Annotated in this window: 26 protein-coding genes; 15 read left to right on the top strand and 11 right to left on the bottom strand. The window is 71.1% G+C overall.

Features of this window, described 5'->3' with window-relative positions:
- Positions 1-19 precede the first annotated feature (19 nt).
- Positions 20-616: an AAA family ATPase gene (locus ACYVF7_RS22045; protein ID WP_460343667.1), complete on the top strand. Its 597-nt coding sequence runs from the start codon at positions 20-22 to the stop codon at positions 614-616.
- On the opposite strand, the gene ACYVF7_RS22040 is transcribed toward ACYVF7_RS22045, so the two are convergent.
- Positions 588-2,390: a hypothetical protein gene (locus tag ACYVF7_RS22040; RefSeq protein ID WP_460343664.1), complete on the bottom strand. Its 1,803-nt coding sequence runs from the start codon at positions 2,388-2,390 to the stop codon at positions 588-590. The two genes, ACYVF7_RS22045 and ACYVF7_RS22040, sit on opposite strands and share 29 nt — an antisense overlap.
- A 144-nt stretch (positions 2,391-2,534) precedes the next feature.
- Here ACYVF7_RS22040 and ACYVF7_RS22035 point away from each other — a divergent pair, with 144 nt between their 5' ends.
- Together ACYVF7_RS22035 and ACYVF7_RS22030 are read left to right on the top strand one after the other, a co-directional pair.
- Positions 2,535-3,251, top strand: a complete 717-nt coding sequence (locus ACYVF7_RS22035; RefSeq protein WP_460343662.1) for a hypothetical protein — start codon at positions 2,535-2,537, stop codon at positions 3,249-3,251.
- A gap of 219 nt (positions 3,252-3,470) precedes the next feature.
- Positions 3,471-4,916 (top strand): MFS transporter, encoded by a 1,446-nt coding sequence (locus tag ACYVF7_RS22030; RefSeq protein ID WP_460343659.1) that lies wholly within the window; start codon positions 3,471-3,473, stop codon positions 4,914-4,916.
- Between the two features lie 37 nt (positions 4,917-4,953).
- Here the strand turns inward: ACYVF7_RS22030 and ACYVF7_RS22025 are convergent, their stop codons facing one another.
- Positions 4,954-5,928, bottom strand: coding sequence for a helix-turn-helix transcriptional regulator (locus ACYVF7_RS22025; protein ID WP_460343656.1), 975 nt, complete (start codon positions 5,926-5,928; stop codon positions 4,954-4,956).
- A gap of 181 nt (positions 5,929-6,109) precedes the next feature.
- Positions 6,110-7,003, bottom strand: a complete 894-nt coding sequence (locus ACYVF7_RS22020) for an NADP-dependent oxidoreductase (protein ID WP_460343653.1) — start codon at positions 7,001-7,003, stop codon at positions 6,110-6,112.
- A gap of 193 nt (positions 7,004-7,196) precedes the next feature.
- Here ACYVF7_RS22020 and ACYVF7_RS22015 point away from each other — a divergent pair, with 193 nt between their 5' ends.
- On the top strand, positions 7,197-8,402 hold the full coding sequence (locus tag ACYVF7_RS22015) for a serine hydrolase domain-containing protein (protein ID WP_460343650.1): 1,206 nt from the start codon (positions 7,197-7,199) through the stop codon (positions 8,400-8,402).
- A gap of 176 nt (positions 8,403-8,578) precedes the next feature.
- Here ACYVF7_RS22015 and ACYVF7_RS22010 read toward each other — a convergent pair whose 3' ends face one another.
- Positions 8,579-8,695, bottom strand: a complete 117-nt coding sequence (locus tag ACYVF7_RS22010; RefSeq protein ID WP_460343647.1) for a DUF397 domain-containing protein — start codon at positions 8,693-8,695, stop codon at positions 8,579-8,581.
- Positions 8,696-8,705: 10 nt separating this feature from the next.
- Complete coding sequence (locus tag ACYVF7_RS22005) at positions 8,706-9,557, bottom strand: helix-turn-helix domain-containing protein (protein WP_460343644.1); 852 nt, start codon at positions 9,555-9,557, stop codon at positions 8,706-8,708.
- A gap of 259 nt (positions 9,558-9,816) precedes the next feature.
- Here ACYVF7_RS22005 and ACYVF7_RS22000 point away from each other — a divergent pair, with 259 nt between their 5' ends.
- From ACYVF7_RS22000 to ACYVF7_RS21985, 4 genes are all read left to right on the top strand, one after another.
- Positions 9,817-10,236 carry an ATP-binding protein gene (locus tag ACYVF7_RS22000; RefSeq protein WP_460343641.1) on the top strand — a complete coding sequence of 140 codons (420 nt, stop codon included), beginning with the start codon at positions 9,817-9,819 and terminating at the stop codon, positions 10,234-10,236.
- A 95-nt stretch (positions 10,237-10,331) separates the two neighbouring features.
- Positions 10,332-11,246: a radical SAM protein gene (locus ACYVF7_RS21995; RefSeq protein ID WP_460343638.1), complete on the top strand. Its 915-nt coding sequence runs from the start codon at positions 10,332-10,334 to the stop codon at positions 11,244-11,246.
- Between the two features lie 39 nt (positions 11,247-11,285).
- Positions 11,286-12,035: an AAA family ATPase gene (locus tag ACYVF7_RS21990; RefSeq protein WP_460343636.1), complete on the top strand. Its 750-nt coding sequence runs from the start codon at positions 11,286-11,288 to the stop codon at positions 12,033-12,035.
- Positions 12,032-12,865 carry an aminoglycoside phosphotransferase gene (locus ACYVF7_RS21985; protein WP_460343633.1) on the top strand — a complete coding sequence of 278 codons (834 nt, stop codon included), beginning with the start codon at positions 12,032-12,034 and terminating at the stop codon, positions 12,863-12,865. Before ACYVF7_RS21990 ends, ACYVF7_RS21985 begins: the two co-directional genes overlap by 4 nt.
- Positions 12,866-12,884: 19 nt before the next feature.
- Here the strand turns inward: ACYVF7_RS21985 and ACYVF7_RS21980 are convergent, their stop codons facing one another.
- On the bottom strand, positions 12,885-13,493 hold the full coding sequence (locus ACYVF7_RS21980; RefSeq protein ID WP_460343630.1) for a TetR/AcrR family transcriptional regulator: 609 nt from the start codon (positions 13,491-13,493) through the stop codon (positions 12,885-12,887).
- Positions 13,494-13,590: 97 nt separating this feature from the next.
- On the opposite strand from ACYVF7_RS21980, the gene ACYVF7_RS21975 reads away from it, so the two are divergent.
- Both ACYVF7_RS21975 and ACYVF7_RS21970 read left to right on the top strand, forming a co-directional pair.
- Entirely contained in the window at positions 13,591-14,049 is a 459-nt protein-coding gene (locus ACYVF7_RS21975) for a nuclear transport factor 2 family protein (protein ID WP_460343627.1), read from the top strand.
- Entirely contained in the window at positions 14,046-14,468 is a 423-nt protein-coding gene (locus ACYVF7_RS21970) for a nuclear transport factor 2 family protein (RefSeq protein ID WP_460343624.1), read from the top strand. The genes ACYVF7_RS21975 and ACYVF7_RS21970 overlap by 4 nt, the downstream gene beginning before the upstream one ends.
- Positions 14,469-14,509: 41 nt before the next feature.
- Here ACYVF7_RS21970 and ACYVF7_RS21965 read toward each other — a convergent pair whose 3' ends face one another.
- Positions 14,510-17,311, bottom strand: coding sequence for a SpoIIE family protein phosphatase (locus ACYVF7_RS21965; RefSeq protein WP_460343621.1), 2,802 nt, complete (start codon positions 17,309-17,311; stop codon positions 14,510-14,512).
- 188 nt (positions 17,312-17,499) lie between these two features.
- Here ACYVF7_RS21965 and ACYVF7_RS21960 point away from each other — a divergent pair, with 188 nt between their 5' ends.
- The gene (locus ACYVF7_RS21960; protein ID WP_460343618.1) at positions 17,500-18,294 is read left to right on the top strand and encodes an SAM-dependent methyltransferase; all 795 of its coding nucleotides are present in this window, start codon (positions 17,500-17,502) and stop codon (positions 18,292-18,294) included.
- Between the two features lie 70 nt (positions 18,295-18,364).
- On the opposite strand, the gene ACYVF7_RS21955 is transcribed toward ACYVF7_RS21960, so the two are convergent.
- The gene (locus ACYVF7_RS21955; protein WP_460343615.1) at positions 18,365-19,516 is read right to left on the bottom strand and encodes a glycerate kinase; all 1,152 of its coding nucleotides are present in this window, start codon (positions 19,514-19,516) and stop codon (positions 18,365-18,367) included.
- Positions 19,517-19,624: 108 nt separating this feature from the next.
- Positions 19,625-20,104: a MarR family winged helix-turn-helix transcriptional regulator gene (locus ACYVF7_RS21950; protein ID WP_460343612.1), complete on the bottom strand. Its 480-nt coding sequence runs from the start codon at positions 20,102-20,104 to the stop codon at positions 19,625-19,627.
- Positions 20,105-20,165: 61 nt separating this feature from the next.
- On the opposite strand from ACYVF7_RS21950, the gene ACYVF7_RS21945 reads away from it, so the two are divergent.
- The 3 genes from ACYVF7_RS21945 to ACYVF7_RS21935 all read left to right on the top strand — a co-directional run bounded on the left by ACYVF7_RS21945 (position 20,166) and on the right by ACYVF7_RS21935 (position 22,653).
- Positions 20,166-20,378 carry a hypothetical protein gene (locus ACYVF7_RS21945; RefSeq protein WP_460343609.1) on the top strand — a complete coding sequence of 71 codons (213 nt, stop codon included), beginning with the start codon at positions 20,166-20,168 and terminating at the stop codon, positions 20,376-20,378.
- A 197-nt stretch (positions 20,379-20,575) separates the two neighbouring features.
- Entirely contained in the window at positions 20,576-22,003 is a 1,428-nt protein-coding gene (locus tag ACYVF7_RS21940; RefSeq protein WP_460343606.1) for a hypothetical protein, read from the top strand.
- Positions 22,000-22,653, top strand: coding sequence for a class I SAM-dependent methyltransferase (locus tag ACYVF7_RS21935; protein ID WP_460343603.1), 654 nt, complete (start codon positions 22,000-22,002; stop codon positions 22,651-22,653). Before ACYVF7_RS21940 ends, ACYVF7_RS21935 begins: the two co-directional genes overlap by 4 nt.
- A 160-nt stretch (positions 22,654-22,813) precedes the next feature.
- Here the strand turns inward: ACYVF7_RS21935 and ACYVF7_RS21930 are convergent, their stop codons facing one another.
- Positions 22,814-22,990 carry a hypothetical protein gene (locus ACYVF7_RS21930; protein ID WP_460343600.1) on the bottom strand — a complete coding sequence of 59 codons (177 nt, stop codon included), beginning with the start codon at positions 22,988-22,990 and terminating at the stop codon, positions 22,814-22,816.
- A 126-nt stretch (positions 22,991-23,116) separates the two neighbouring features.
- Positions 23,117-23,713, bottom strand: a complete 597-nt coding sequence (locus ACYVF7_RS21925) for a TIGR03086 family metal-binding protein (protein WP_460343597.1) — start codon at positions 23,711-23,713, stop codon at positions 23,117-23,119.
- A gap of 69 nt (positions 23,714-23,782) precedes the next feature.
- Here ACYVF7_RS21925 and pdxR point away from each other — a divergent pair, with 69 nt between their 5' ends.
- Entirely contained in the window at positions 23,783-25,183 is a 1,401-nt protein-coding gene (gene pdxR / locus ACYVF7_RS21920) for a MocR-like pyridoxine biosynthesis transcription factor PdxR (RefSeq protein WP_460343594.1), read from the top strand.
- Positions 25,184-25,232: the final 49 nt, after the last annotated feature.

Below are 25,232 nucleotides of genomic sequence, written 5' to 3'. Positions count from 1 at the left end.
GACAGGGCAGGATCGGGCCATGCGCGATGTGGATCCGGCGGAGGTGTGGATCGTGGCGGGCCCGCCCGCGAGTGGGAAGTCGACGGTGGCGCGGCTGCTGCTCGACCGGCTGCGGCCGGTGCCCGCCCTGCTGGACAAGGACACGATGTACGGGCCGTTCGTCTCGGCGACGCTCCGGGCTTCCGGGCGGCCGAACGGCGAGCGCGAGGGGCCCTGGTACGACGAGCACATCAAGGGACACGAGTACGCCGGGATGACGGCGACGGCTCGGGAGATCCGGTCGCACGGCTGCCCGGTGCTGCTGAGCGCCCCTTTCACCGGCCAGGTCCACGACGCCGCGCGCTGGCGGGCGTTGGTCGAGGAACTGGGTGGGCCGCCCGTTCACCTCGTGTGGGTGCGGTCCGACGCCGAGACGCTCCGCGCGCGGCTGCTGAGCCGGGGCCTGGAGCGGGACGCCGGAAAGCTGGAGCTGTTCGAACAGTTCCTCGCCGGCGTTCGGGTCGACGAGCCGCCGGTCGTGCCGCACACGGTCCTCGACAACCGGTCGTCGGCCCGGCCGCCGGCCGAGCAGGTCGACGAGGCGTTCTTCAGCGGTGGAACAGCTCGCGGAGATTGACGACGAGCAGCACCCCCGCGACGACGGCCAAGGGGGCCAGCAGGATGTACCGGCCGCCGTACATCACCGCCAGTCCCAGACCCACGGCGACGGCCAGCCCGCCGGACAGCACCAGAAGGACCGTGGCGAAGGAGAGCAGCTTGCGCCGGACGAACGCCTCCATCGTGACGAAGACCAGCACGACGGCGGAGATGAGGATCGCGTGGGGCTCGTGCGGGAGGACGAAGACGCCGACGAGTGCCAGCAGGAACAGCGGGGTGCTGAGCGCCGCCCACGCGTGCAGGAACCTCGTGCGGGGCCCCCGGAACGGCGTGTACGGCAGGTGAGGCTCGCGCAGGTGCGCCTGCGCGGCCTCCGGCGCCGGCGGGCGGGCCAGCGTGGCCTCGTGGGCGCTGCGCTCCTCCGCCAATTCGGTGCGGTCGCGGACGAGCAGGGCCAGGGCGGCCTCGGCCTTGGCCACCTCGGCCGCGCGCCGGCGGGCGAGGTTCCGGGTGTTGCGGTGCCCGGCCAGGGACAGCGCCGTCGTACGGAGCCGGCGCAGTTCCGCACGGCTCTGCTCGATCTCGGCGTCGGCCGCCTTGATCTCCTCGTCCAGTGCGCCGATGCGCGCCCGCAGGTCCCGCCGCTCCTCCTCGGGGCTCGGCGTGATCTTCTGCAGCCCCGCCCAGCCCAACGGGTCGGCCCACAGGGCCCGGACGCGCCCGTCGCGCTCGTACCGCGGCCCGGCCGGGGCCCGTTCACCGCCGACCCAGTCCCGGGTGTCCCGCCCCCACAGCCCGCGGAACCCCCGGACCCACGGCGTCTCGTCGGAGACGGGCACCGTCCGCCACGTACGGGCCCGGCCGGGGCCGATCCGCTCCCCGTCGCCGAGCGCGTAGTCGATGAAGGGGATGCCGACGCCGTGCTGCGACTTCCCCCGTGACCAGGGGAATGCCAGCGCCATCAGCCGCTGCACCCAGCGGACGTAGCGCTTCAGGCGCGCCGGGTTCACGGTGACGAGGTACTGGCCGGGGATGAACGCGCCGGAGTGCGAGCCGGCCCCGACGAAGACCACCGGGTGGTCCCCTTCTTTTCGCAGGTCGGGGTCGTCCCAGCGGCGGCGCAGGTCGTCGCCGCGTTCGTCGTGCGCGGAGACCGCGACCCAGGCGGGCCGCACGCCGTCCTCCGTCTCGGCGAGGTAGACGGTGACCGACTCCCAGTCGCCCTCGTGGTCGTTGACGCCGGCGAACGTCGTCCGCCAGTCGTTCATCGCGTACAGGAACCAGTACTGCAGCACGGTGTAGCCGCCCTCGCGGACGACCCGGCCGTAGTAGGTCGCCCGGTCGTGGCTCAGGTGGCGTTCGTCCAGGTCCGCGGCTGCCGCCGCGACTCCGCCGGGCACCGAGCCGCGCAGGAACAGCGAGGCGCGCATCACCACGTCGAAGACCCGCCCGATCAGCCCGACGGCGGCCAGGCGGCCGGAGCGGGCGATGGGCGGCTTGGCGCGGGCCGCGCGGTGGGCGCGGACCTCACGCCGGTCGAAGGGCCGCTGCACGAGCAGCAGCGACAGCGCGGTGTCCGGACGCTCGGCGGACACCGCGACGAGGTGTTCCGCCGTGAGCTCCCCGGCCTCGACGAGGCGTTGGTCGCCCTGCCACAGGCTGCAGCAGCCGATGTAGGCCTCGGCGTCGACGGGGAAGAACCGCTCCCCTCTGGTGTAGGCGAGGATCGGTTCGTACCGCCGCAGCAGCTCCAGGTCGTGGTCGTGTCGAACGGCCCCGACTTCCTCTGACACCGGTCCCCCCATCGTGACGACGACTCCGCACGTTATACCGGCCCACATCCCCGCAAAGCACAGGCGACGGACGCGCTTGAAAGGTTTCTTGCCGGGTAACCCGTAGGCGCCCGAGAGTTCAGGAGCTGATTTTCCATGACCGGGATGCTTCGAGTACCTCGCAGCAGGGGTGCGCTCAGCGGTGTGATCCTCGTGCTGCTCGGCCTGTGGGGCGGCTTGGCCGCACTGGCGGGTCCGTACTTCCACTTCGCATTCACGCCGGACAAGGCGTGGTCGTTCACGTCCGGGCGTGTCTGGCTGGAGATCCTGCCGGCCTGCGCCCTCCTGATCGGCGGTTTGATCCTGCTGGTCAGCGCCAACCGGGCGACGGCGGCGGCCGGGGCGTGGATCGCCGCGCTCGGCGGCGCGTGGTACGTCGTCGGTGGTCCGCTCAGCGTGATGTGGTCCGCCGGCGACCGGCTCGGCGCGCCCGTCGGTGGCACGACGCGGCAGGTCGTCGAGCAGATCGCCTTGCTGTCCGGCCTGGGCGTGGTGGCCGTGTTCTTCGCCGCGGTGGCGCTGGGCCGCCTCGCGGTCGTCGGGGTCAAGGACGCGCGTCTCGCCGAGCGCGAGGTGTACGTCGAGGAGGCTCCGGCGGTGGAGGAGCCGCGGCCGGTGCCCGAGGACCGGCCCGGCCCGATCGAGGCGACGCAGCCGTTCCCGCGCCGTACGGGCCGGGTGCCCGTCACCCCGCCCGAGCAGACGGCGCCCCGGCCGGTCGAGCACACCGTGCCGCCGGCCGAGCCGTCGGACCGCAGGGTCGCGGGCGGTCCCACCGCGGATGACACCCACACCTTCCGGCGGCCGGGCGAAGGAATCTGATCCACGGCGAGGGGATCTGATCCACGATCGTCCCGCCGGGCGAGGCCGGCCCTCATCGAGGGCGTGGGCCTCCCCGGCGGGACGTGTCATGTCCCGGCGCCGGACCAGGAAACCATACGGTAGCGTATGGCCGATACCATACGCTGCCGTATGTCGGTTTCGGCGCAACGGGGTCGGCACGTGAGACGCCTGGCCGCCGATGCCGGCCAAGGAGCCCCAATGTCGATTGATCCAGGTGCCGCGACCGGACCCGCCCCGAGCAAGGTCCGTCTCCGCCTGCTCCTCGTCGTACTGTCGCTGGCCTCCTTCATGGCGGCCCTCGACCTGTTCATCGTGAACGTCGCCTTCAATGACATCGGCCGCGACTTCCGCGGGACCTCGGTCGCGGACCTGTCCTGGGTGCTCAACGCGTACGCGATCGTCTTCGGCGCGCTCATGGTGCCGCTGGGCCGGCTCGCCGACCGCTACGGCCGCAAACGCGGTCTCATCGCCGGTGTCCTGGTATTCACACTCGCCTCTCAGGCGTGCGCGGCCTCGACGTCCTTCTGGATGCTGGTGGCGTCCCGGGTCCTGCAGGCGGCGGGCGCCGCGGCGCTGATCCCCGCGAGCCTCGGCGTCCTGCTGTCGACGTTCCCGCCGGAACGCCGAACCGCCGCCGTACGGATCTGGTCGGCGAGTTCGGCGCTCGCCGCCGCCGCCGGGCCGGTCCTCGGCGGCGTGCTGGTCGAGGCGTCATGGCGCTGGGTGTTCGAGGTGAACATCCCGATCGGCCTCGCGACGGCCCTGGCAGCCGTCATCCTGGTTCCGGCCTCCCGCGACGGCTCGCCCGCGGACCTTCCCGACCTGGTGGGCGCCGGACTGCTCACCGTGTCGGTCGGGCTCCTGTCTCTCGCCCTGGTGAAGATCAATGACTGGCCCGGCGCCCGGATCGCGATCCTGACGGCGGTGGCCGTACTGCTGCTCGCCTGGTTCTGGGTTCGCTCGGCGCGGCGCCCGTCGCCGGTGATCGAGCCGCAGTTGCTCGCCGTTCGCACGTTCGCCTGGTCGAACGTGACGATGGTGCTCTTCGCGATCGGCTTCAGCGCCAACCTGCTGGCCATGATCATGTGGCTGCAGGGCACGTGGCAGTACTCGGCCGTCCGCACCGGATTCGCCATCGCGCCCGCGGCGCTGACGGTCCCGTTCACCGCGGCCGTGGCGGGTCGCCTCAGCGGCCGGTTGCCCGCGAGTCTGATCACGGCCGCGGGCTGCCTGCTGTGCGGCATCGGCGCTCTCGCCCTGGGCCTGAGCGTCGGGCGGACGCCCGCCTACGCGGCCGAGATGCTGCCGGGCCTCATCATCGGAGGCGCGGGAACCGGTCTGGCCCTGCCCACGATCCTGGCCGCCGCCGCCGAGAAGCTCCCTCCCGGCCGGTTCGCCACCGGAAGCGCGGTGGCGAACATGAGCCGGCAGATCGGGAGCGTGTTCGGGGTGAGCCTCCTGGTCGTCGTGCTCGGCACACCGCACACGTACGGCGCGATCCACCGCGCCTTCACGAACGCCTGGTGGTTCATCGCCGGGGCCCTGATCGCCGCCGCACTGACAGCCTGGGGGATGACGGACCGCGAGGCCCGCGAGGCCCGCCGCGACGACGAGCTCCGCTCCGAACCCGCCTCGGTGTCCTGACGCACCCGCGTCTCCGTGGCCGGCGTGTGCGGGCGCGTCAGGCGTCGTAGCGGGCGAGGATGGCGCGTGCCGATCCGACGATGCGGTCGCGCAGCTCCGGGGGCTCCAGGACCTCGGCGTCGGCGCCGAACTTCAGCAGATCGGTGTGGGCGTGGCGTACGGACTCGATGGGGATGACGGTGCGCACCCAGCCGTCCTCGTCCGGCGGCCCGGCGTTGCGCTGGGCCGCGCGGATCACCTCCGGGGTGAGCAGGTGGCGAATGGCCCGCATCCCGTCCGGGGAGAACCGGACCACCGCCTCGCCGGTGAACATCCCGCTGCGGAACCGCTCGAGGTAGGACCGCCAGAACTCGGTGAGGTCGAAGTCCTCGGGCCGCTCGAACTCCTCCTCGAGCATCTGCAGCCCGAGGATCCGGTCGACGCGGTAGGTGCGCTCGTCGCCGTCCGACCGGCCGATGAGGTACCAGCTGCCCGCCTTCAGCACGAGGCCGAGCGGGTCGACGGTGCGGGTGATGTCCGTGGGCGTCTTCCAGCGGCGATAGCGCATGTGCAGGCGGCGCTGTTTCCACACGGCGTCGGCGACCGTGTTGAGGTACGGCGTGGGCTCCGCGCCGTGGAACCAGCCGGGCGCGTCGAGGTGGAAGCGCTCGCGGATCCGTGCCGCGCGCTCGGCCAGCTGCGGGGGCAGCGCCGCCATCAGCTTCAGCTCGGCCGCCGCGAGGACCGTGCCGAGGCCGAGCTCGGCGGCGGGCCCGGGCAGGCCGGTGAGGAACAGCGACTCGGCCTCCTCCGTGGTCAGCCCCGTGAGACGGGTGCGGTAGCCGTCCAGCAGGCGGTATCCGCCCGCCGGGCCGCGGTCGGCGTACACCGGCACGCCCGCCGCCGACAGGGACTCGACGTCGCGGTAGATGGTGCGCAGGGACACCTCCAGCTCGTCGGCCAGCTCCTGGGCGGTCATGCGGCCCCGCGACTGCAGCAGCAGAAGGAGGGAGACCAGGCGGCTCGCACGCATGCGCCCAGTCTGCCGGGCCGGACCGCCTCACCCGACCGTACGGTGTGCCTGAAACGGCGACCGGCCCGATACGGGGCCGCGGGCGTGGGCGACCGGCCCGAGGCGGGGCAGCGGGCGTGTGAACCGCCGAGCTCGGCGATCCCCGGCCGTGCGGGCACACCGCCGCGTGGCGCGCGGGGGTTCAGATGACGATGACGGTCTTGCCGCGGGCGCGGCCGGTCCTGCTGTGGGCGAGGGCGGCGGGCGCCTGGGGCAGGGTCACGGTGTCGCCGATGAGCACGCGGACGTGGCCGGCGTCGATCTCCTCGGCGAGGCGTTCCAGCCGGTCGGTGCTCGCCTGGCTGAGGAAGTTGGCCGCGTCCACCCCGGGGAACCCCTCCTCGGGCACCGCGAAGACCGGGCTGAGCACCGTGCCGCCGGGACGGACGGCCGGCAGCAGCCGGCGCAGCCCTTCGGTGTCGTTGACCAGGTCGATCACGGCGTCGACCGGTGAGGTGATCTGGTCGGCGACGGGACCGGCCGGGTAGTCGACGATCTCGGCCGCGCCCAGCGCCCGCATCAGGTCGGCCTTGTTCGCGGACGCCGTGGCGACGACCGTGATCCCGCGCGCGGCGGCGAGTTGCGTGGCGAACGTGCCCACGCCTCCCGTCGCTCCCGTGATCAGGAGCCGGTGCGCGTCGCCGATCCGGTCGACGAGGTTCAGCGCCGTCATCCCGGCGGTCGGCACGGCCGCCGCCTCACTCAGCGCGATCGTCCGCGGCGGCTCGGCGACGGCGTCGACGCGGGCGATGGCCCGTTCGGCGTACGACCCGCGGCCGCGCCGTGGATCGCCGAACTGCCCGAACACCGGGGCGCCCGGCCCGAAGGCGGTGACGCCCGGTCCCACCCGCTCGACGGTGCCCGCCCCGTCGGTGCCGATGACCAGGGGGAACACCGCGTCCGGGACGGCACCGTCGATGACCTTCCAGTCGAACGGGTTCAGCCCGGCCGCGGTCATCCGGACGAGGATCTCGCCCTGCCCGGGCTCGGGCACCGGCTGGTCGGTCAGCTCCGGTTCGGCCCCGAAATCGGACACCGTGATAGCTCGCATAAGGTCCCCCCGAAAACGGCCGCGCTGCACCGAGCACTACCCTGGGTAATCAAGGCTCATTCGTCGGCGCGCATGTCGGGCGATCTTGCCCTCGGCGGCGGATAGCCTTCAGGGGTCCCATGCCCCTGGTGATCATTGGCAGGTTCGACAATTGCGACCGACAGGCCGTGGAGTGACCATGGCACGTCTACACATGGCCGGATCCGGCGCCGCCCTGGCTCTCGTCCTCGCGGCGGCGACCGCGTGCAGCAGCGACTCCGGCGGAGGTGCGGCTCACCCGCCGAGCGCGAACGGCGTCCCGTCCGCGACCGCGACGAGCCCCACCCCGAATCCGCTCGCCACGTCGCCCGCACCCGCCGGTGACCCCACCGCCGCGGCGATGAACTCCTATCTTCAGGGCCTCGCGAAGAAGGGCAAGTTCACCGGCGCGGCCGTGGTGGTCCGGCACGGCCAGGTCCTGGCCCGCTTCCCCGCGGGCAAGGCCGACGAGGCCAAGAACATCCCGAACAGTCCGGACACGATCTTCCGGATCGCCTCGGTGAGCAAGCAGTTCACCGCCATGCTGGTGCTGAAGCTGCAGGACCAGGGCAAGGTGAAGCTCGACGACAAGGTCTGCCCGTACCTCGTGCCCACCTACATCAAGGCCTGCCCGACGGCGTGGCGCCCGATCACGGTGCGCGAGATCCTCGTCCACACCTCCGGCATCCCGGATATATCCGAGATGCCAGATTTCTTCACAAAGCTCGACCAGCCGACCACGACCAAGGAGATCATCAGCCGGTTCGTGAACAAGCCGCTGGATTTCAAGCCCGGCACCGGCTGGAAGTACAGCAACTCGGGATACATCCTCGCCGGAGCGATCATCGAGAAGCTGACCGGCAGGTCGTACGGCGAGGTGCTCCAGCAACAGATCACGGCCCCGCTGCAACTCCAGCACACCGGCTACAGCGAGACCGACCCGCCCGACGGCTGGGCCAAGGGCTACCTCACCGTCGGCAAGCCCGCGGGCCACATCAACGGGTCACAGGCCAACGCCGCGGGCGGCGTCTACACCACGGTCGACGACATGGCCCGCTGGGACCGCGCGTTCGGCGCGAACCTGGTGGCCCCCGCGGCGACGGTGAAGCTGGCCTTCACGTCCCAGGTCGACTGCCCCTCCGGCGGCTGCCTCGACTCGCCCTCCAGCGGCTACGCCTTCGGCTGGCTCGTCGACCGGCTGAACGGACACCGGTACCTCTACCACCCCGGCCTGCTCGAGGGGTACCACGCCAGCAACGTCTACCTGCCCGACGACGACATCGCCGTCGTCGCGCTCAGCAACGTCCAGGACACCGACGTCAACGGCATCGCCCGCCACCTCGCCGAACTGGCCCTCAAGTCCTGACGCGGTCGCCCGCACCAACTTGGGCCGCGTCGGCTCGCCAATGCGGCGAGCCGGCGGCCCAGGAAAGGTGGGCTGAGTAGCCGTCTGCACGCAAACGCCTCGGCGATCACGTATTCCCCGACGACCGGGGGATCGACGCCTTGGCTTTGTGCGCAGGCGGGTTCGGGCCGACTCGGCTACCTGCTGTTGCCAACGGAGGATTCGAGGACGACCACTTCGACACAGTTGGTGGCCTCGCCGCTACGGGTGCTCTTGCGCCATGGAAGGCATGAAAGCTCCTTCTCCGGATTCATGGCGAATGAACTACTCCTTCGCTATGGCGGCGATGAGCTCCGTTGATGCGTCCGGAGACAACGCCATGGATTTCAGGCTTTCGAAATCCACCTTAATCCGTCGTATGGTCTCCGCGCTCTCCGCGAAGGCATCACCGAGCCTGGTCCCGGCATACGCCGCGTCCGGCGCGATGTCTTCCGGGAAGCCGAGGATGATGAACGGGCCGTCAAGCCCGGCGTGCGTCCCGACCTCTAGCGGCAGGACCCTGACTGTCACGTTCGGCCGCCGTACGACGTCAAGCAGCGTATTCAGTTGACCGCGCATGACGTCCGGACCTCCGATCGGCCGCCGCAGCGCGGCCTCATCCAGAACCGCGGTCAGCATTGGGGCGGGCGGGTCCTTACGGCTCAGCAGGGCTTTGCGCGCCATACGCGCCCGGACGCGGCGGTCGATGCCGGCTTCGTCGCCGCGCTGTCCGGCACGGATGATTTCGCGGGCGTACTCATCGGTCTGGAGAAGGCCCGGGATGAGCTGCGGACTCCACTCGTCGATGCGCGCCGCGTCGTCCTCGAGTGCGAGGTAGGTGCCTTTGAAGATGTCGGAGTAATCCGTCCACCAACCTCGCCGCCAGGCGTTCTTGGTCAGTTCGATGAGCGCCGCGCGGGTGGCACTGTCGACGCCGTACAGATTCAGCATCGCCGTGATGGCCTGGGTGGTCGGCTTGGTCTTCGCGCGCTCGATATACGCGACTTTGAAACGGCTCCAGCCCTGGCCGAGCTGGGCCGCGGCCTCCTCGGTCGTCAGGCCGGCGCGTTCGCGGAGACGGCGGAGTTCGCTTGCGAGCTTGCGGCCGCGAACGGTCGGGCTGTGAGCCTCGGGCATGAGGCAGAGTCTCTTCTCCGCCACGCAACGTTAGCAATCAATGACCTCATGTGGCCATCAGCCCTCGGGGCGTTGTGTTCATGCTCAGAGCAGAAGCATCATCCTCGCGAGACCTACTAGATACGGAGAGTGGTCATGTCGTTACGACATTCACTCCGCGACTACGGCAGGGAGCGATCCCTTGATACCTGAGCCTGTGACTCTCACCGGCCGCACTTCATCTCGAGCCGGGCTGCCCGCTCGACAGGAACCCTCCTGGATGGCGTTTCGCGTCCACGCGGCGTCCGTCGCCATCGGCCGCCGCTTCGCCCACGACGTCGTCTCCGAGCGCGCCGACGACGATCACACCTATGCGATCACCCTCCTCGTCTCGGAGCTGCTGACCAACGCCTTGCGCGCTGCAGCCGCAGTGGAACAGTGGGAGACCCACGACAGGCCCGTCAAGCTCGGCGTCCTCTGTACCGAGCGGTGGGTGCGCCTATCCGTCACAGACCCAGACCCCAATCCGATCGACCCGAGCGCAGAGCCAGAGAACGGATACGGCCTTGGCATCGTCAACGCCCTCGCGGCTCTTCCGCTCTGGACCACTTACGGCACCGACAGCAAGACGGTGCACGTCGCTATCGCCGCGCCAGGTATCACCCTCACAGCATCCGAGCTCGATGAACTACGGAGATAGGTGACAGATCGATTCTTGGTGCACGGCCCACGCCCAAAGATGCTCGACGGACGTCCTGAACGTTCCCAACAAGCAGCTCGGAAAGGAGCATCGAGATGCATCAAAAGCAGATGCGGTTCGTGTGGTTAGAAATCACGGGACAGTGCCAGTTGCAGTGCACGCACTGCTACGCCGGGTCAGGCCCGACCGGTACGCACGGCACGATGACCACGTTGGACTGGCACCGTGTCATCGAGGAGATGCCCGCCCTCGGCGTGCAGATGGTGCAGTTCATCGGCGGAGAACCGACCCTCCATCCCGCATTGCGAGAGTTGGTCGACCATGGCCTGGCGCATGGCCTGGAGGTCGAGGTGTTCAGCAACCTGGTGCATGTCGCCCCCGCATTGTGGGAGACCTTCACCCGCCCCGGCGTGCGCCTGGCGACCTCCTGGTACTCCGACGATCCAGCCGAGCACACCGCCATCACCGGACGGCCGAGCCACGCCCGGACCCGTGACAACATCGCGGAGGCGATACGCAGGCAGATCCCGCTGCGAGTGGGAATCGTCGGCGTCCGCGACGGCCAGCGCACCCACCAGGCGGAGGCGATGCTCGCCGAGCTCGGGGTGACCGACATCGGATACGACGACCTCCGCCAGATCGGACGCGGAGTACGAGACCGCCCCCAGGGGCCTGACCAACTGTGCGGCGCCTGCACGAGCGGTAACCTCGCGATCGCGCCGGACGGTACTGTGTGGCCATGCGTGATGGCACGCTGGTTGCCGATCGGCAACGTCCGCGCCAACACCCTCCACGACATCGTGGCCGGCTCGCGTATGGTCTCGGTGACCGAATACCTCCAAGAACACTTCACACCCATCGAGATGCCATGCGTACCGAAGATGTGTGACCCGCAGTGTGGTCCGAGTTGCAGTCCGGCCTGCCGCCCGAAGGGCGATTGCCGCCCCGCAGGCGGCTGCGTTCCGTCGTACGGGCCGACATGCAGGCCGAGCAGCCGCCCTCCCAAGTAGGCCGACTGCCCGACAACCGTCGATAGAGGAATCTGACCCGTGATCGTCGAACGCCTTGGCGTCGAGACGGCCCAGCCGATCGACCGTACGCGATGGCCGTACAGTGTTCCCGCCGTGGCGGCGATCGACGCTCACGGGTTGGAATTCCGCGAGCCCGTGACCTTCCTCGTTGGAGAGAACGGGTCGGGGAAGTCAACGATCGTCGAGGCCATCGCGGATGCGTGCAAGATCAGCTCGCAGGGCGGTAAGGCGGGCACGAAGTACGCGAGCACCAGTGCCCACACGCCGCTCGGCGAGGTACTCCGCGTCGATCTGGCTTCAGAAGGTGCGCGCCTGATTCGCGGGCCGCGACATCGGCGCAAGGGCTTCTTCTTCCGCGCCGAGACGCTGTTCAACCTCGGCCAGAACGTCTCTGGAATGTACGGATTCTGGGAGGAGTCCCTCACCGAGCAAAGCCACGGCGAGGGGTTCTTCACCGTGCTGGAGGCCATGTTCACCGAACCGGGCCTGTATCTGATGGACGAGCCGGAGGCGGCGCTGTCGTTCACCTCCTGCCTGCGGCTGGTCGCCCTCCTCGATCACTTGGGCAAGATCGGTGGCCAGGTCATCTGCGCCAGCCACTCGCCCATCCTCACTGCGACGCCCGGTGCCGACATCCTCGAGCTCGGCGAGCACGGCGTCCGCCGGACCTCCTGGGAGAAGCTTCAGCTCGTCGACCACTGGCGGCGCTTCATGGCCAAGCCCGAGCTGTACCTGCGGCACCTCACCGACGACAGCACCAGACGATGACCGAGCAGGCCGACGAGAACCACCGCGTGTGGATGCGCACGGCCCTGGGTTATGCAGCCGAGCTCTTCGGTCTGGAACTGGTCGGCAGGCCGGTGTTCGGTTGGCGCGATCGCAGCATCGGCGTCGCCGCCTCCCCTGTGACCGGAGGGCCCGTTCGCTGGCTCCGCGTGGTGACCGAACACCTGTCCTGGGCGAGCGGCGATTGGTGGACCGGCAACAAGGACGCGGTCGAGATCACCGGCATCACCAAGCCAGAGGTCATCGACATACGAGAGTGGACCGACGACGGACAAGCGCTCCGCGCGGAGGTGATGACCTACATCCCCACCCGCCCCTGCTCACCGACGCCCGAGCTACGACACGGCATCGACCTGTCTGCGGACTGGTGGGGCGACCTACGCCGGGGGCTCGATCACCTCGCCGGCTTTCCCACCGACAGACGCGCGGTCGACCAGGAGCAGGTTTCCAGGAGGCTCCGTATCTTCTTCGGCGACCGGATCGATACCCGGGTCGACCAATGGACGACCGCGCACGGCGACTTGCACTGGGCCAACCTGACCGCTCCCGACTTCGCCGTGCTGGACTGGGAACTGTGGGGTCGGGCCCCGTACGGCTACGACGCCGCCACGCTGTATTGCCACAGTCTTTTGCAACCTGACGTCGCCGAGACGGTCCACGACAGATTCGCCGACGTTCTCGACACCTCTGATGGGACGCGAACCCAGCTCTTCGTGATCACCCGAATGCTTCTTCGCGCCGACCGCGGCGACTACCTCGACAGCGTCATCCCCCTGCATCATCACGCTCGCTCGCTCCTCTCCGCGTCCTGATTCCGACCTGACGCGGTCGCTACCCGGTGTGATCGGGGGACGCGCGGAGGCCGTCGAAGACGATGGCGAGGGTGCGTGCTCGTACCTCGTCGTCGCCGGCGACGTGCTCGGCGGCCTGTGACGCGCCGACGAGGAGGGCCAGGACCTCGGGGAGGCCGATGTCGGGCCGTACGGCACCGGCGTCCTGGGCGCGGCGCAGCAGTGCGCCGAGCGCGCGTCTGAGCTCCCGCCCCGTCTCGGCGGTGGTCTCGCGGACGTCGATTCCGGCCTCCGCCAGTGCGGCGGTAACGGCGTTCTTGGTCGCGGCGTGGCCGACGACGCGGGCGAAGAAGGCGAAGAAGGCCTCGCCCGGGTCCTCCGCGCCCATGAGCGCGTCGGCCTCGGCGGCGAGCCGGTCGAGCCGGGTGATGAAGACCGCTTCGAGCAGGGCCTCCTTGGTCGGGAAGTGGCGGAACACGGTGCCGATGCCGACGCCCGCCCGCCGGGCCACCTCCTCGGTCGAGACGGAGGTGCCGTGGGCGGCGAAGACGGCCTCGGCGGCCTCCAGGACCCGGGCGCGGTTGCGAAGGGCGTCCGCGCGCAGCGGCCGGTCGCCGCCCGGGCCGGATGCCCGTTTCGGTGGCGTCATCGGATCCCTCCTCATTGACAACCGGAGTAGAAGCTCCGGATAATCCTTACCGGAGTCGTCACTCCGATTATTCCGTACGATCTCGCAGGAGTCTCGCATGCCCGAACAGCTCACTCCGCGCGCCGTCTTCGAGCGCCTCAACCGCGGCATCGCGGAAGGACGGTGGAACGACCTGGCCGACCTGTACGCTGAGGACGCCGTGGTCCACCAGCCGTTCGCGCCGCCGGCGCCGTCCGACGGGCCCTCGGCGCCGCCCGTCCTGCGGGGCCGGGAGACCATCCGGGCACGGTTCGCGGGGGCGGACCGCATGGGCCTGAGGTTCGGCGTCCGCGACGTGGTGGTGCACGAGACCGCCGATCCGGAGGTCGTCATCGCGGAGTTCGACTACGACATCGCGGCGGACGGCGAGGTGCTCACGGCGGCCAACATCCAGGTGCTGCGGGTCCGCGACGGCCTGGTCGTCGAGTCGCGCGACTATCACGACCACCTCGCGCTCGCCCGCGCGACCGGCGGTCTCCCGGCCCTCGTCGCCGCCCTCAGCGGGGAGCCCGCGTGACGCCGCGGGAGGTGTTCGAGCGGCTGATCGCCGGGGTCACGAGCGGCGACTGGGACGCGCTGCCCGGCCTGTACGCCGAGGACGCGGTCGTCGTCCACCCGATGGCCGCGTCACGCGAACCGCTGGTCGGGCGGGAGGCCCTGCGACGCCACTTCGCCGGCGCCGCGGAGCTCTCCCTGCGCATGAGCGTGCGCGACGTGGTGGTGCACGAGACCGCGGATCCGGAGGTCGTCATCGGCGAGTTCGCGTACGTCGGCGAGGTGACCACCACGGGCCGCCGGTTCACCGTCCGGAACGTCTTCGTCTGGCGGGTCCGCGACGGCCTCATCGTCGAGGCCCGGGACTACGCCGACCACCTCCGGTTCGGCGTCGCGATCGGCCGGCCGCCCGGCGCCGACGCGGCAGAGTCGACGTCCTGAACAATCCGGCATTTCGGGCTTCGCGGCGACTCTTACGGAGGTCATAGGGCGCCATCGTCGAACTGCTCGAGGAGAGCGTCGGCCAGGGTGCCGCCCGGGGCGGTGGGGGCGCCGTCGTCGAGGGCCTGCTCGGCCCATATGACCTTGCCCTCGGATGTGTACCGCGTCCCCCAGCGCTGAGAGAGCTGCGCCACGAGGAACAGTCCCCGCCCGCCTTCATCCGTGGTCGCGGCGCGGCGCAGGCGTGGTGAGGTGCTACTGCCGTCCGACACCTCGCAGGTCAGGCCGCGTCCGTGGAGCAGCCGCACCCTGATCGGCGGTGATCCGTACCGGATCGCGTTCGTGACCAGCTCGCTGACGATCAGTTCGGTTGTGAAGGCGACCTTCTCCAGCCCCCACTCCCGCAATGTCTCTCTGAAGTGCTCGCGCGCGGTGGCGACCGCTGCGGCGTCGGCCGGCACGTCCAATTCGGCCACGCGCGAGGGCGGGAGCAGCTTGGTGCGCGCTACCAGCAGCGCGATGTCGTCAGTGGGGTGTGTCGGCACGACCGCGTCGATCACCACCTGACACGTCTCCTCCGGACTGTGTCCCTCGGTCCGCTCCAATGTCCGGCGCAGTTCGTCCAGCCCGCCGTCGATGTCGCGGGTCCGGTCCTCGACGAGCCCGTCGGTGTACAGCACCAGTCGTGCACCCTCGGGCAGGCGCAGCTCGACGGTTTCGAAGGGGTGGCCACCGAGTCCGAGCGGGGGTGATGCCGGCACGTCCGGATAGGTGACTGTTCCATCCGGGAACACCACCGCCGGGCCGAGGTGTCCCGCACGGGCGATCGTGCACGTCCCTGTCACCGGGTCGTAGATCGCGTACAGGCACGTCGCTCCCGTGATCTCCTCCGCTCTGTGGCCTTCGGTGTCCTCGCTGGTGCCGTCCTCGTCGTCCATGCGCGTGACCAGGTCGTCCAGGTACCCGAGGACCTCGTCCACCGGGAGGTCCAGCGCGGCGAAGTTGCGCGCGGCGGTGCGCAGCCGTCCCATCGTCACCGCCGCGTGCAGTCCGTGACCGACGACGTCGCCGATCGCCAGTGCCACTCGTGCCCCTGGCAAGGGGATGAGGTCGAACCAGTCCCCGCCCACTCCTGCCTTCGCGGGCAGGTATCGCCAGGCCACATCCAGGGCTTCCTGCTCCGGCTGTCCTCGCGGCAACAGACTCCGCTGCAGCGTGACCGCCATCGCGTGTTCCCGGGTGAAGCGCCGCGCGTTGTCGATGGCCACCGCCGCCCGCGCGGTCAGCTCCTCCGCCAGCAACAGGTCCTCCTGCTCGAACGCCGGCGCATCCCCCGCCCGGAAGAAGCTCGCCACGCCCAGCGGGATGCCCCGCGCCTGCAGCGGCACGGTCACCAACGAGTGCAACCCGTATTCCAGCGCCCTCCGGGCGCGCTCCGGGGCCTGCTCCTGCCATCCCCGCGCCTGCCGCAACTCCGCCCTCAGCACCCCATGGCCTCGCTCCAACGCTTGTATCTGGGGCGCCGCCGACGTGTAGGTGATCCGTTCACCCACCGGACACAGGGGCGACGTCGCCTGATCGCCGCTCTTCGCCGTACGCCGCAGATGCGGCATCCGGTCCGCCGTCGGCTCCTCCCCTCGCATCACCGCGTCCAGCAGGTCCACCGTGACGACGTCGGCGAACTGCGGTACGGCCACCTGAGCCAGTTCCTGTGACTCATGGGCCATGTCCAGCGTGGTCCCAATCCGTATCCCCGCCTCGTACAGCAGCTTCAGACGCTCCCGCGCCACCTCCGCCCGCCCGGTCACCGCGGCCAGTTCCGTGGTGTCCCGCAACGTCACCACGCTGCTCCCCGGAGCCCCGTTCAGGAATGTGGGCCGCTTGTTCACCGCCAGCAACCGGTCCTCCGCCCGATGCACCTCATCCGTGACCGGCTCCGCCGACAGCAGCAAGCGCGATATCCGCTCCGGCAGCCCGAGGTCCCGCACATGCCGCCCCTCCGCGTCCGCCGGCAGGCCCAACAGCCGCTTCGCCTCGTCGTTGGCCAGTACCAGCCGCCCATCGGCATCGGTGATCAGCACGCCTTCTCGCACCGCGTGCAGGACCGCGTCGTGATGCTCGTACATCCGCGTCATCTCCGCCGGACCCAGGCCGTGCGTCTGCCGCCGCAGCCGCCGCGACACCAGCGCCGTCCCGGCGGCGGCCACGGCCAGCGCGGCCGCGCCGCTCCCGAGGGTGATCGGCAGTTGCGGCGTCCACTGTCTCGCCACGGCCTGGACCGTGAGCCCGGCGGACACCAGGCCGACGACCGCGCCCCTGTCATCGGTCACCGGGACCACCGCCTGGACGTAGGTCTTCCAGCCCACCGGTACGGGCGGCCCGCCTGCCTCCTCAATGACGACGTGGCCCTTCAGCGCCGGTTGGATGTGGCCGACGAACTTCCCGCCGATCGCGCTGGTGTAGGGGAACGTGTAGCGGATTCCTTGGGTGTTCATGACGACGATGAAGTCCACGCCCGCTACCTTGCGGGCCGCTTCGGTGCGCGGCTGTAGCACCGCCGTAGGGTTCGGGCCGCGCAGCGCCTCGACCACGCCCGGGGCTTTCGCGAACGCCACGGCCGTGGCGAGCGACACTCGACGCGCCTGCTTCAGGGCGCCATGCGCTGCCTCACGCACCTCCATCGTCACCGTGGCCGCGACCAGCAGGACCACGATCACGACCTGGAGAAGGAACACCTGCCCGGCGGCACTGCGCGGGTTCAGCAGTGGGACGCGACGGTTAGGCGAGTGCCCGACGAACGGATGACGGAACGGCATCCGATATCGCCGGAAAGATGCCCGCATGTCCCATTCATAGCACCACCCTGCGAGGCTGGACGGACCGCCAGGCACCGGCCTCCGCCGTCGACGCGTACGCCTGAACGATCCGGCATTTCGCGGGCGAGGGCGGCCCTTACGGTCTTGACCCAAGGTGGCCATGTTTTTACCTGGCTCATGACCGCTTGTCGGGTCGGCGCATAGGCTGGCTGATCATGGAGGAACGGATCCCCGACGTCATCGACGTCCACACCCCGTCCCCCGCCCGCATGTACGACTACTGGCTGGGCGGCAAGGACAATTTCGCCGCCGACCGTGAGGCGGCCGAGAAGGTCGTCGAGGCCCATCCCGAACAGCGGGAGCTCGTACGGGCCAACCGCGACTTCCTCGTCCGCGCGGTGCGTTTCCTCGCCGAACAGGGCATCGACCAGTTCCTCGACCTCGGAACCGGCATCCCGACCTCGCCGAACGTGCACGAGGTGGCGCGGGAGATCCTGCCGGCCGCACGGGTCGTCTACGTCGACAACGATCCGATCGTCTTCGCGCACAACCAGGCGTTCCGGGTCACCGACGACCGGATCGCCACCGTACAGGCCGACGTCCGCTGCCCGAGCGAGATCCTCGGCGACCCGGCCGTCAAGCGGCTGGTCGACTTCGACCGGCCGGTGGGACTGCTCGCCATCGCCGTCCTGCACTTCGTCCCGGAGGGTGAGGCCGTGATGGCCACGCTGCGGGACGCCCTGCCGCCCGGCAGCTTCCTGGCACTGTCGACCGGCACGTACGAGGGGCTCACCCCGGAGCAGCGCGAGCGCATCGAGAACGCCTACGCCAAGGCCAGCGCCCCGGCGGTGATCCGTTCCCGCGTCGAGATCGAGCGGCTGTTCGCCGGGTTCGACCTGGTCGAGCCGGGTCTCGTGCACGTCGCGAAGTGGCGCGCGGACGGCCCGGAGACCCGAGGACGGCTGCTCGCCGGCGTCGGCTCGCTCAGCACGTCACCCACGAACGGCTGAGCGGCTCCCCCGTCGGCGAACTCGGGACGTCACCCGCGGACGGCTGAGCGGCCCGCCGGTGTCGGCACACTCAAGCCGTCGCCTCGGGGCTGAGCGGCTCACCGAGGCGGGTCCGGGCGATCTCTTCGGAGAGCCGTTCGAGCAGCGGGCCCGCCTCCGCCATGCACCGGGCCGGGTCCGGTTCGAGGTCCGTCAGCGCGTACGAGCCGGCGAACCCCGCCTCGCGGAGCTCCTCGTCGGTCAGCGCACGCCGCCCGGACACGGCGACGACCGGCACCCCGGCCCGCCCGGCCGCCCGTGCCACGCCGACCGGTGCCTTGCCGCGCAGGCTCTGGGCGTCCAGGGAGCCCTCTCCGGTGACGACGAGGCGCGCGCCTTCGAGGTGTGCGGCGAACCCGAGCAGGTCCAGCAGGTAGGCGATGCCCGGCTCGATCCGGGCGGACAGGAACGCCAGCGCGCCGAACCCGACGCCGCCGGCCGCCCCCGCCCCGAGGTAGCCGGCCACCACCATGCCGAGGTCCCGGCGGACGATCGCGTCGAGGCGGGCCAGCCCCGCCTCGAGGATCTCGACCTGGTCCGGGTCGGCGCCCTTCTGCGGCGCGAACACCCGTGCCGCGCCGTCGCGCCCGAGCAGCGGGCTGTCCACGTCGCTCGCCACGACGACCGTGGCTCCGCGCAGGTGGTCGGCGAGGGCGGAGGTGTCGACGGCGTCCAGGTCGCGCAGTGCCGCACCGCCCGGAGGCAGGTCCCGACCGTGCGAGTCGAGAAGGCGGACGCCGAGGGCGGCGACCATACCCGTACCGCCGTCGGTGCAGGCGCTCCCGCCGAGGCCGAGGACGACGCGTCGGGCGCCGCCCGCCACCGCCGCGGCGATCAGCTCACCCGTGCCACGGCTGGACGCGGTGAGCGGCGCGTGGACGCCGCCGGGGAGCACCCGCAGTCCGGACGCCTCGGCCAGCTCGACGACGGCCGTCTCGTCGCGCACGGCGTACGACGCCGTCACGCGCTCACCGGTCGGCCCGCTGACGACGGCCTGCCGCCGGGTGAACCCGGCGGCCACGGCGGCGTCCACCGTGCCGTCGCCGCCGTCCGCGACGGGCAGCGCCGTCAGGCGCATCTCCGGATGGACGCGCCGCAGCCCGGCTGCGACGTGCGCGGCCACCTGGGGAGCGGTCAGCGACCCTTTGAACTTGTCGGGCGCGATGACGACGTGGCTGCTCATGGATCCCCTTCTCAGCGGACCGGTAATCGTTGGATCGTTCCGCCGATTATCCAGTCTTGTCCGGTTCCTCCCGCACTTATCGTCTTCGGCACGAAACGCGAAAAGGTTTCAGCCGGCGGGCGTCTCCGCGGCGGAGCGGGCGATCGCGGTCTGAGCAGCGCCGATGACCCGGGTCAGGGACTGGTGGAGCTCCATCAGCTCGGCCATGTCCATGCCGAGACGTTCGACGATGGCCGGCGGGATCTTCTCCGCCTCCGCGCGCAGGGCCCGGCCTTCCGCGGTCAGGGTGACCGCCAGCACCCGCTCGTCCCGGTCGTCGCGGCCGCGCCGGATGTACCCCGTGGCCTCCAGGCGCTTGAGCAGCGGAGACAGGGTGCCTGGGTCGAGCTGGAGCAGCCGGCTCAGGTCCTTGACCGACATCGGCGCGTGCTGCCAGAGCGCGAGCATCACGAGGTACTGCGGATGGGTGAGGCCGAGGGGCTCGAGCAGCGGCCGGTAGACGGCGACCACGCCGCGCGCCGCGACGGACAGGGCGAAGCACACCTGGTGCTCCAGCGCGAGCGGGTCGGCTATGTCACGTTCGTCCATGGAATCTCCCGGCGGTCGCTGCGGTTATCATATCGTGCACCAACGATTGGGGTACCAAGTGATGACCGAAGAAGAGCTCGCCCCCCGCAGGAAGTCCTACGACGAGAAGTTCGCCGAGCGGATCGCCAAGCGCGAGGCGCAGCGCCGTCCTCTCAAGGAGGGCAAGGTCTTCGAGCACGGGCCCGCGAAGTTCGTGTTCATGTTCATCATCGGGTTCGTGATCATCACCCACGTGGTCATCCTCATCGTCATGATGGCCAGCGGCATGCACTGACCGCGGGTAGGTGGCCGGCGACATCGCCGCGCGCTGAGCAGGGCCGCTCTCGGCCGCAGTGCGGAATGATCTTGCCGTCGGACGTCCGCGGCTCTAGGGTGCGGATTCCGACCGGCTCGCGCCTGCCGACGATGGCGCGCCGGCCGTCCCCGTGACCGCACCCCACTGGTCACAACGGCTCTGCGAGGAGATCGCCCATGCGCCTTCGCCGGCTCGCCTGCCTCGTCACCGGCGCCGCCGTGGCCCTGTCGCTCGGCACCGCGCCGCCCGCGGGCGCGACGACGGTCCCCGACGACCAGCCACTGCCGCCGTACACCATCAGCAATCCGGCGCTCGCCCCGCTGACGGTCGGCGGCCGGCCGACGACCGTGCGCCAGGGCGTGTTCCACCACGCCGCGTACGACATCGAGGTCCCGCCGAACTGGAACGGCGAGCTGGTCATGTGGGCGCACGGATACCGCGGCCAGACCACGACGCTGACCGTCGACCCGCCCAGCTTCGGGCTGCGAGAGAAGCTGGCCGACGAGGGCTACGCCTGGGCCGCGTCCTCGTACGCCGACAACGGCTACGACGTGCGCACCGGAGTCGTCGGCACGCGCGACCTGGCCGACCTGTTCGCCCGCCAGGAGCACCCGCCCAGGCGCACCTACATCGCGGGCGTGTCCATGGGCGGCCACGTCATCGGCCGGTCGATCGAGCAGTACCCGCACTTCTACTCCGGCGCGCTGCCGATGTGCGGAGTGCTCGGCGACAACCGGCTCTTCGACTTCTTCCTCGACTACAACCTGACGGCCCAGGACCTCGCCGGCGTACGCGCCTATCCCCCGCCCGCCGACTACCTGACGAACGCCGTGCCCAAGATCGAGCAGGCGCTCGGGCTCGGTGGGCTGAAGCCGGGCGGACCGGACACCACCAACGCCCTCGGCAAGCAACTCCGCGAGATCGTCGTGAACCGCTCGGGCGGACCCCGGCCCGGCGCCGAGGCGGCCTTCCCCCTCTGGAAGGACTTCCTGTTCAGCCTGGGCGCCCCCGCGACCGGCACCGGCCTGGCGCAGGACCCCTCGCAGGTCGCCACGAACGCCCGTACGCGCTACACCCCGAACGCCCCGGTGGACGTGAACGCCACCGTGCAGCGGGTACGCCCCGCCGACCCCGCCGACCGCCACTCCGCGCGGCTGTCCGAGATCCCGCGGATCTTCGGGCTGCCGGCCGCCAAGGTCGTCACCCTGCACGGCCTGGGCGACATGTTCGTGCCGTTCTCCATGGAGGAGATCTACGGCTCGGAGGTCGCCCGCACCCACCGGTCCGGGCTGGTGGTGCAGCGCGCGATCCGCACCGCGCAGCACTGCGAGTTCTCCCCGGCCGAGGCCGGGCGGGCCTGGGACGACCTGGCCGGCTGGGTGCACGGCGGCCCCCGGCCGCCGGCGACCCCGTCACCGACCCCGCGCAGGTCGCGCGCCCGGACTTCGGCTGCCGGTTCACCGACCCGACCGGCGCCCCCGCCGGCACGCGCGGGCTCTTCCCCGCCTGCCCGAAGTCCTGAGATGAGCGAGGACGAACTGCGGGCGTACGCGCGGGCTCTTCCCCGCCTGTCCGCGACCCTGAGGAGACGGCCCCCACGATGAGCGTGGACGAACAGCGCGCATACGCGCGGCGGCTGGCCGCCGAGTCGATCGCCGAGGGCGACCCCACCGGCTGGTTCGAGCGGCTGTACGCGGCCGCCCAGCGCGGGGAGGCGATCGTGCCCTGGGCCGACCTGGAGCCCAATCCGATGCTGCGGGCATGGGCGCGACCGGGCTCCGGCCGCGCCCTGGTCGTCGGCTGCGGGCTGGGCGACGACGCCGAGCACCTGGCCGGGCTGGGCTACGACGTGACCGCCTTCGACGTCGCCGAGAGCGCGGTCGCGCACGCGCGCGACCGTTTCCCGGGCTCCCGCGTGCACTACCGGGCCGCGGACCTGCTCGTCCCGCCGCCGGAGTGGCGGCGGGCGTTCGACCTCGTCGTGGAGAGCTACACGGTCCAGGTGCTGCGCGCGGAGGCGCGCGAGCGCGCCATCGCCAACACCGCCGACCTGGTCGCCCCGGGAGGAACGCTCCTCGTCATCGCCCGCGCCCGGGAGGAGGCCGACGACCCCGGCCGGATGCCCTGGCCGCTGACGCGCGCCGAGATCGAGACGTTCCCCCTGCCCGCCGTACGGATCGAGGACCTGTACGACGACGAGGACCCGCCGGTGCGCCGCTGGCGCGCGGAGTTCCGCAGACCCGCCGCGGTCTGAGCCCGGCCACCGGCCCGCCGCGGCCTGAACCCGACCCGGCTCGCCGCGGCCCCGGCGCGCCGCGGCCTGAGGCCGGTCACAGGCCCGCCGCGGTCTGCGCCCGGTCGCGGATCCGCCCGCGCCCTGAGTCCCGTGACAGGCCGCCGCGTGCTGAGTCGGGTCACGGGCCGGACGGGTCGCCCGCGACCTCCGACAGGATCGTGCGCGCCTCGTCGGGATAGCTCTCGATCAGCCGCCGCAGCTCCGCGAGGTCCCCGCTCCGGGTGGCGCGCCCCACGGTCGGCAGCGCGAGGACCTTACGGAACTCCTGCAGCGCACGGGCGAGGTCGTCGTTCATCTGGACGCGCCCGTAACGGCACAGCCCAACAGCGAAGTGAACACGAAAAGTAGTCAATACATTACTGTTCGTATTCGCAAGTTACATCCCGGTCCGTATCTGACGTGTCCCGATCCGGACACCCCCTTAGGCGGGAGGCCGCCATCCGGGCGAGCGGCCGAGCAGCGCGAGCAGGCGGTCCCGGTCCGGGGTCTCCGCGGAGATGTCGACCGCCCGCTCGAAGGCCAGCCCGGGGCCGCGGTCGGCCGGCCCGTCCGGCACCTTGAGCGCGATGGCGAGCGACGCGGCGACGAGTTCCTCGTCGGGCCGCCACGGCACCCCGATCGACGCCGCGACGTCCCACGCGTGCACGACGGTGTCGACGAGGTGGAAGCCGATGGCGAGGGCCGCCGGGAACCCGCCGCCGTCGCGGACCTCCGGCAGGCTGAACTTCCGGTCGAGGACGCCCTCCGCGCCGAACGCCTCGTCGACGAGCGCCGCGGACCTCTCGTAGGCGCCGCGCGGGTCGCCGTCCAGCCGCCCGTCGCGCCACTGGGACAGGCGCGTCTCCTCTCCTCCCGCGGCGGCGGCGAAGCCCTCGTTCTGGCTGACGATGTGGCGGAGCAGGCCGTACAGCGTCCAGTCCGGGCACGGGGTCGGCACGCTGAGCCGCTCCGGGCGGACCTGAGCGATGATCTCCCCGGCGAACGCCTGGGCACGCCGGTCGAGGGGTCGGATGTCCATGCGAACGAGCGTAGGGATCGACAGAGGCTCAGCACCAGTTCCAAAACGGGCCGATAGCATTGGGCCAATATGGAGTTCCATGTCAGCCTCACCGGGCGGGGGGACCTGACCGGCCAGATCTACCGGCAGCTCCGGGAGGCGATCCTCGACGGCCGGTTGCGGGTGGGCGAGGCGCTGCCCCCGACCCGGGAGCTGGCCCGGCGGCTCGGCGTCGCCCGCAACACGGTGAGCGTCGCCTACGACCGGCTGACCGCCGAAGGGTTCCTGGTGAGCCGGGTGGGCGCCGGCACCTTCGTCCACGACGCGGGCCCGGCGTCACGGAGCGCCCCGGCCGAGTCACCGCTCCGCCCGCGGCCCGTCTGGCGTTCGGTCTCCCCCTGGCCCGGCTGGCTGGACCGGCGGCCGCGGTTCGACTTCCGGGTCGGGCTGCCCGACCATCGGCTGTTCCCGTACGAGGCATGGCGCCGGCTGACCGCCCGCGAGCTGCGCCGCCCGGCGGAGCCGGTGTACGGCGACCCGGCGGGGCATCCGGACCTGCGTGCGGCCGTCGCCCGGCACATCGGCGTCTCCCGTGACGTCCGCGCGTCCGCGGACGACCTCATCGTCACCAGCGGCATCCAGCAGGCGCTCGACCTCATCGCGCGTGTGCTGCTCGACCCCGGCGACCACATCGCCGTGGAGGCGCCCGGCTACCCACCGGCCCGGATGCTGTTCCAGTCCCTGGGCCTGCGCGTCACCGGCGTACCGGTCGACGCGGAAGGGCTGCGCGTGGACGCCCTCCCCCACGACGCGCGCGCCGTGTACGTCACGCCGTCGCACCAGTACCCCCTCGGCATGCCGATGTCCCTCGCCCGGCGTACGGCGCTGCTGGCCTGGGCGGATCGGCACGACGCCGCCGTGATCGAGGACGACTACGACAGCGAGTTCCGGTTCGGCGGCCGGCCGATCGAACCGCTGCAGAACCTCGACCGCAGGGCACGCGTGCTCTACGTCGGCTCGTTCTCCAAGGTGCTGGTGCCGAGACTGCGGGTCGGGTTCCTCGTGGCGCCGGCCTCGCTGCAGGCGGCGCTGCGCGCGGCGAAGTACGTCACGGACTGGCACGCGCCGGTCCCGACCCAGGCCGCGCTCGCCCGCTTCATCGACGAGGGGCTGCTCGCCCGGCACGTACGCCGGACGCGGCAGGAGTACGAGCGGCGGCACGAGCTCCTCACGACGACGCTCCTCCGCGACTTCGCGGACCGGCTGGAGCTCGTGCCCTCCGCCGCGGGTCTGCACGTGAGCGCCTTCACTGCGGGCGACCCGGCGCCCGTCCTCGAACGTGCCCGGTCCGCCGGAGTCGAGGCGCGGACGCTGGCGGAGGTCGCCGATGCCCCGTCGACCGCCCCGGGGATCGCGCTGGGCTACGGCGCCATCCCCACCGACCTGATCGCCGAGGGCCTGCGCCGCCTTCATGCGGCATGGACCACATAATGGGACGATCCTTCTTAAATTATGAGATCCCTTCTAGGCTGACCGCTGG

The organism is Actinoallomurus acanthiterrae (assembly GCF_054775715.1).
This window is presented reverse-complemented; position numbering and strand designations above follow the sequence as displayed.

What these genes read in the sequence shown, in the direction of transcription:
- ACYVF7_RS21940 (WP_460343606.1), top strand. Translation starts at nt 20,576, where the DNA reads ATGCGCCTTCGCCGGCTCGCCTGCCTCGTCACCGGCGCCGCCGTGGCC.
- ACYVF7_RS21925 (WP_460343597.1), bottom strand. Translation starts at nt 23,713, where the DNA reads ATGGACATCCGACCCCTCGACCGGCGTGCCCAGGCGTTCGCCGGGGAG.
- ACYVF7_RS21995 (WP_460343638.1), top strand. Translation starts at nt 10,332, where the DNA reads ATGCATCAAAAGCAGATGCGGTTCGTGTGGTTAGAAATCACGGGACAG.
- pdxR (WP_460343594.1), top strand. Translation starts at nt 23,783, where the DNA reads ATGGAGTTCCATGTCAGCCTCACCGGGCGGGGGGACCTGACCGGCCAG.
- ACYVF7_RS21945 (WP_460343609.1), top strand. Translation starts at nt 20,166, where the DNA reads ATGACCGAAGAAGAGCTCGCCCCCCGCAGGAAGTCCTACGACGAGAAG.
- ACYVF7_RS21975 (WP_460343627.1), top strand. Translation starts at nt 13,591, where the DNA reads ATGCCCGAACAGCTCACTCCGCGCGCCGTCTTCGAGCGCCTCAACCGC.
- ACYVF7_RS21960 (WP_460343618.1), top strand. Translation starts at nt 17,500, where the DNA reads ATGGAGGAACGGATCCCCGACGTCATCGACGTCCACACCCCGTCCCCC.
- ACYVF7_RS21950 (WP_460343612.1), bottom strand. Translation starts at nt 20,104, where the DNA reads ATGGACGAACGTGACATAGCCGACCCGCTCGCGCTGGAGCACCAGGTG.
- ACYVF7_RS22010 (WP_460343647.1), bottom strand. Translation starts at nt 8,695, where the DNA reads ATGAATCCGGAGAAGGAGCTTTCATGCCTTCCATGGCGCAAGAGCACC.
- ACYVF7_RS21965 (WP_460343621.1), bottom strand. Translation starts at nt 17,311, where the DNA reads ATGCGGGCATCTTTCCGGCGATATCGGATGCCGTTCCGTCATCCGTTC.
- ACYVF7_RS21935 (WP_460343603.1), top strand. Translation starts at nt 22,000, where the DNA reads ATGAGCGTGGACGAACAGCGCGCATACGCGCGGCGGCTGGCCGCCGAG.
- ACYVF7_RS22015 (WP_460343650.1), top strand. Translation starts at nt 7,197, where the DNA reads ATGGCACGTCTACACATGGCCGGATCCGGCGCCGCCCTGGCTCTCGTC.
- ACYVF7_RS22000 (WP_460343641.1), top strand. Translation starts at nt 9,817, where the DNA reads ATGGCGTTTCGCGTCCACGCGGCGTCCGTCGCCATCGGCCGCCGCTTC.
- ACYVF7_RS22030 (WP_460343659.1), top strand. Translation starts at nt 3,471, where the DNA reads ATGTCGATTGATCCAGGTGCCGCGACCGGACCCGCCCCGAGCAAGGTC.
- ACYVF7_RS21955 (WP_460343615.1), bottom strand. Translation starts at nt 19,516, where the DNA reads ATGAGCAGCCACGTCGTCATCGCGCCCGACAAGTTCAAAGGGTCGCTG.
- ACYVF7_RS21980 (WP_460343630.1), bottom strand. Translation starts at nt 13,493, where the DNA reads ATGACGCCACCGAAACGGGCATCCGGCCCGGGCGGCGACCGGCCGCTG.
- ACYVF7_RS21985 (WP_460343633.1), top strand. Translation starts at nt 12,032, where the DNA reads ATGACCGAGCAGGCCGACGAGAACCACCGCGTGTGGATGCGCACGGCC.
- ACYVF7_RS22035 (WP_460343662.1), top strand. Translation starts at nt 2,535, where the DNA reads ATGCTTCGAGTACCTCGCAGCAGGGGTGCGCTCAGCGGTGTGATCCTC.
- ACYVF7_RS21930 (WP_460343600.1), bottom strand. Translation starts at nt 22,990, where the DNA reads ATGAACGACGACCTCGCCCGTGCGCTGCAGGAGTTCCGTAAGGTCCTC.
- ACYVF7_RS22025 (WP_460343656.1), bottom strand. Translation starts at nt 5,928, where the DNA reads ATGCGTGCGAGCCGCCTGGTCTCCCTCCTTCTGCTGCTGCAGTCGCGG.
- ACYVF7_RS22045 (WP_460343667.1), top strand. Translation starts at nt 20, where the DNA reads ATGCGCGATGTGGATCCGGCGGAGGTGTGGATCGTGGCGGGCCCGCCC.
- ACYVF7_RS22005 (WP_460343644.1), bottom strand. Translation starts at nt 9,557, where the DNA reads ATGCCCGAGGCTCACAGCCCGACCGTTCGCGGCCGCAAGCTCGCAAGC.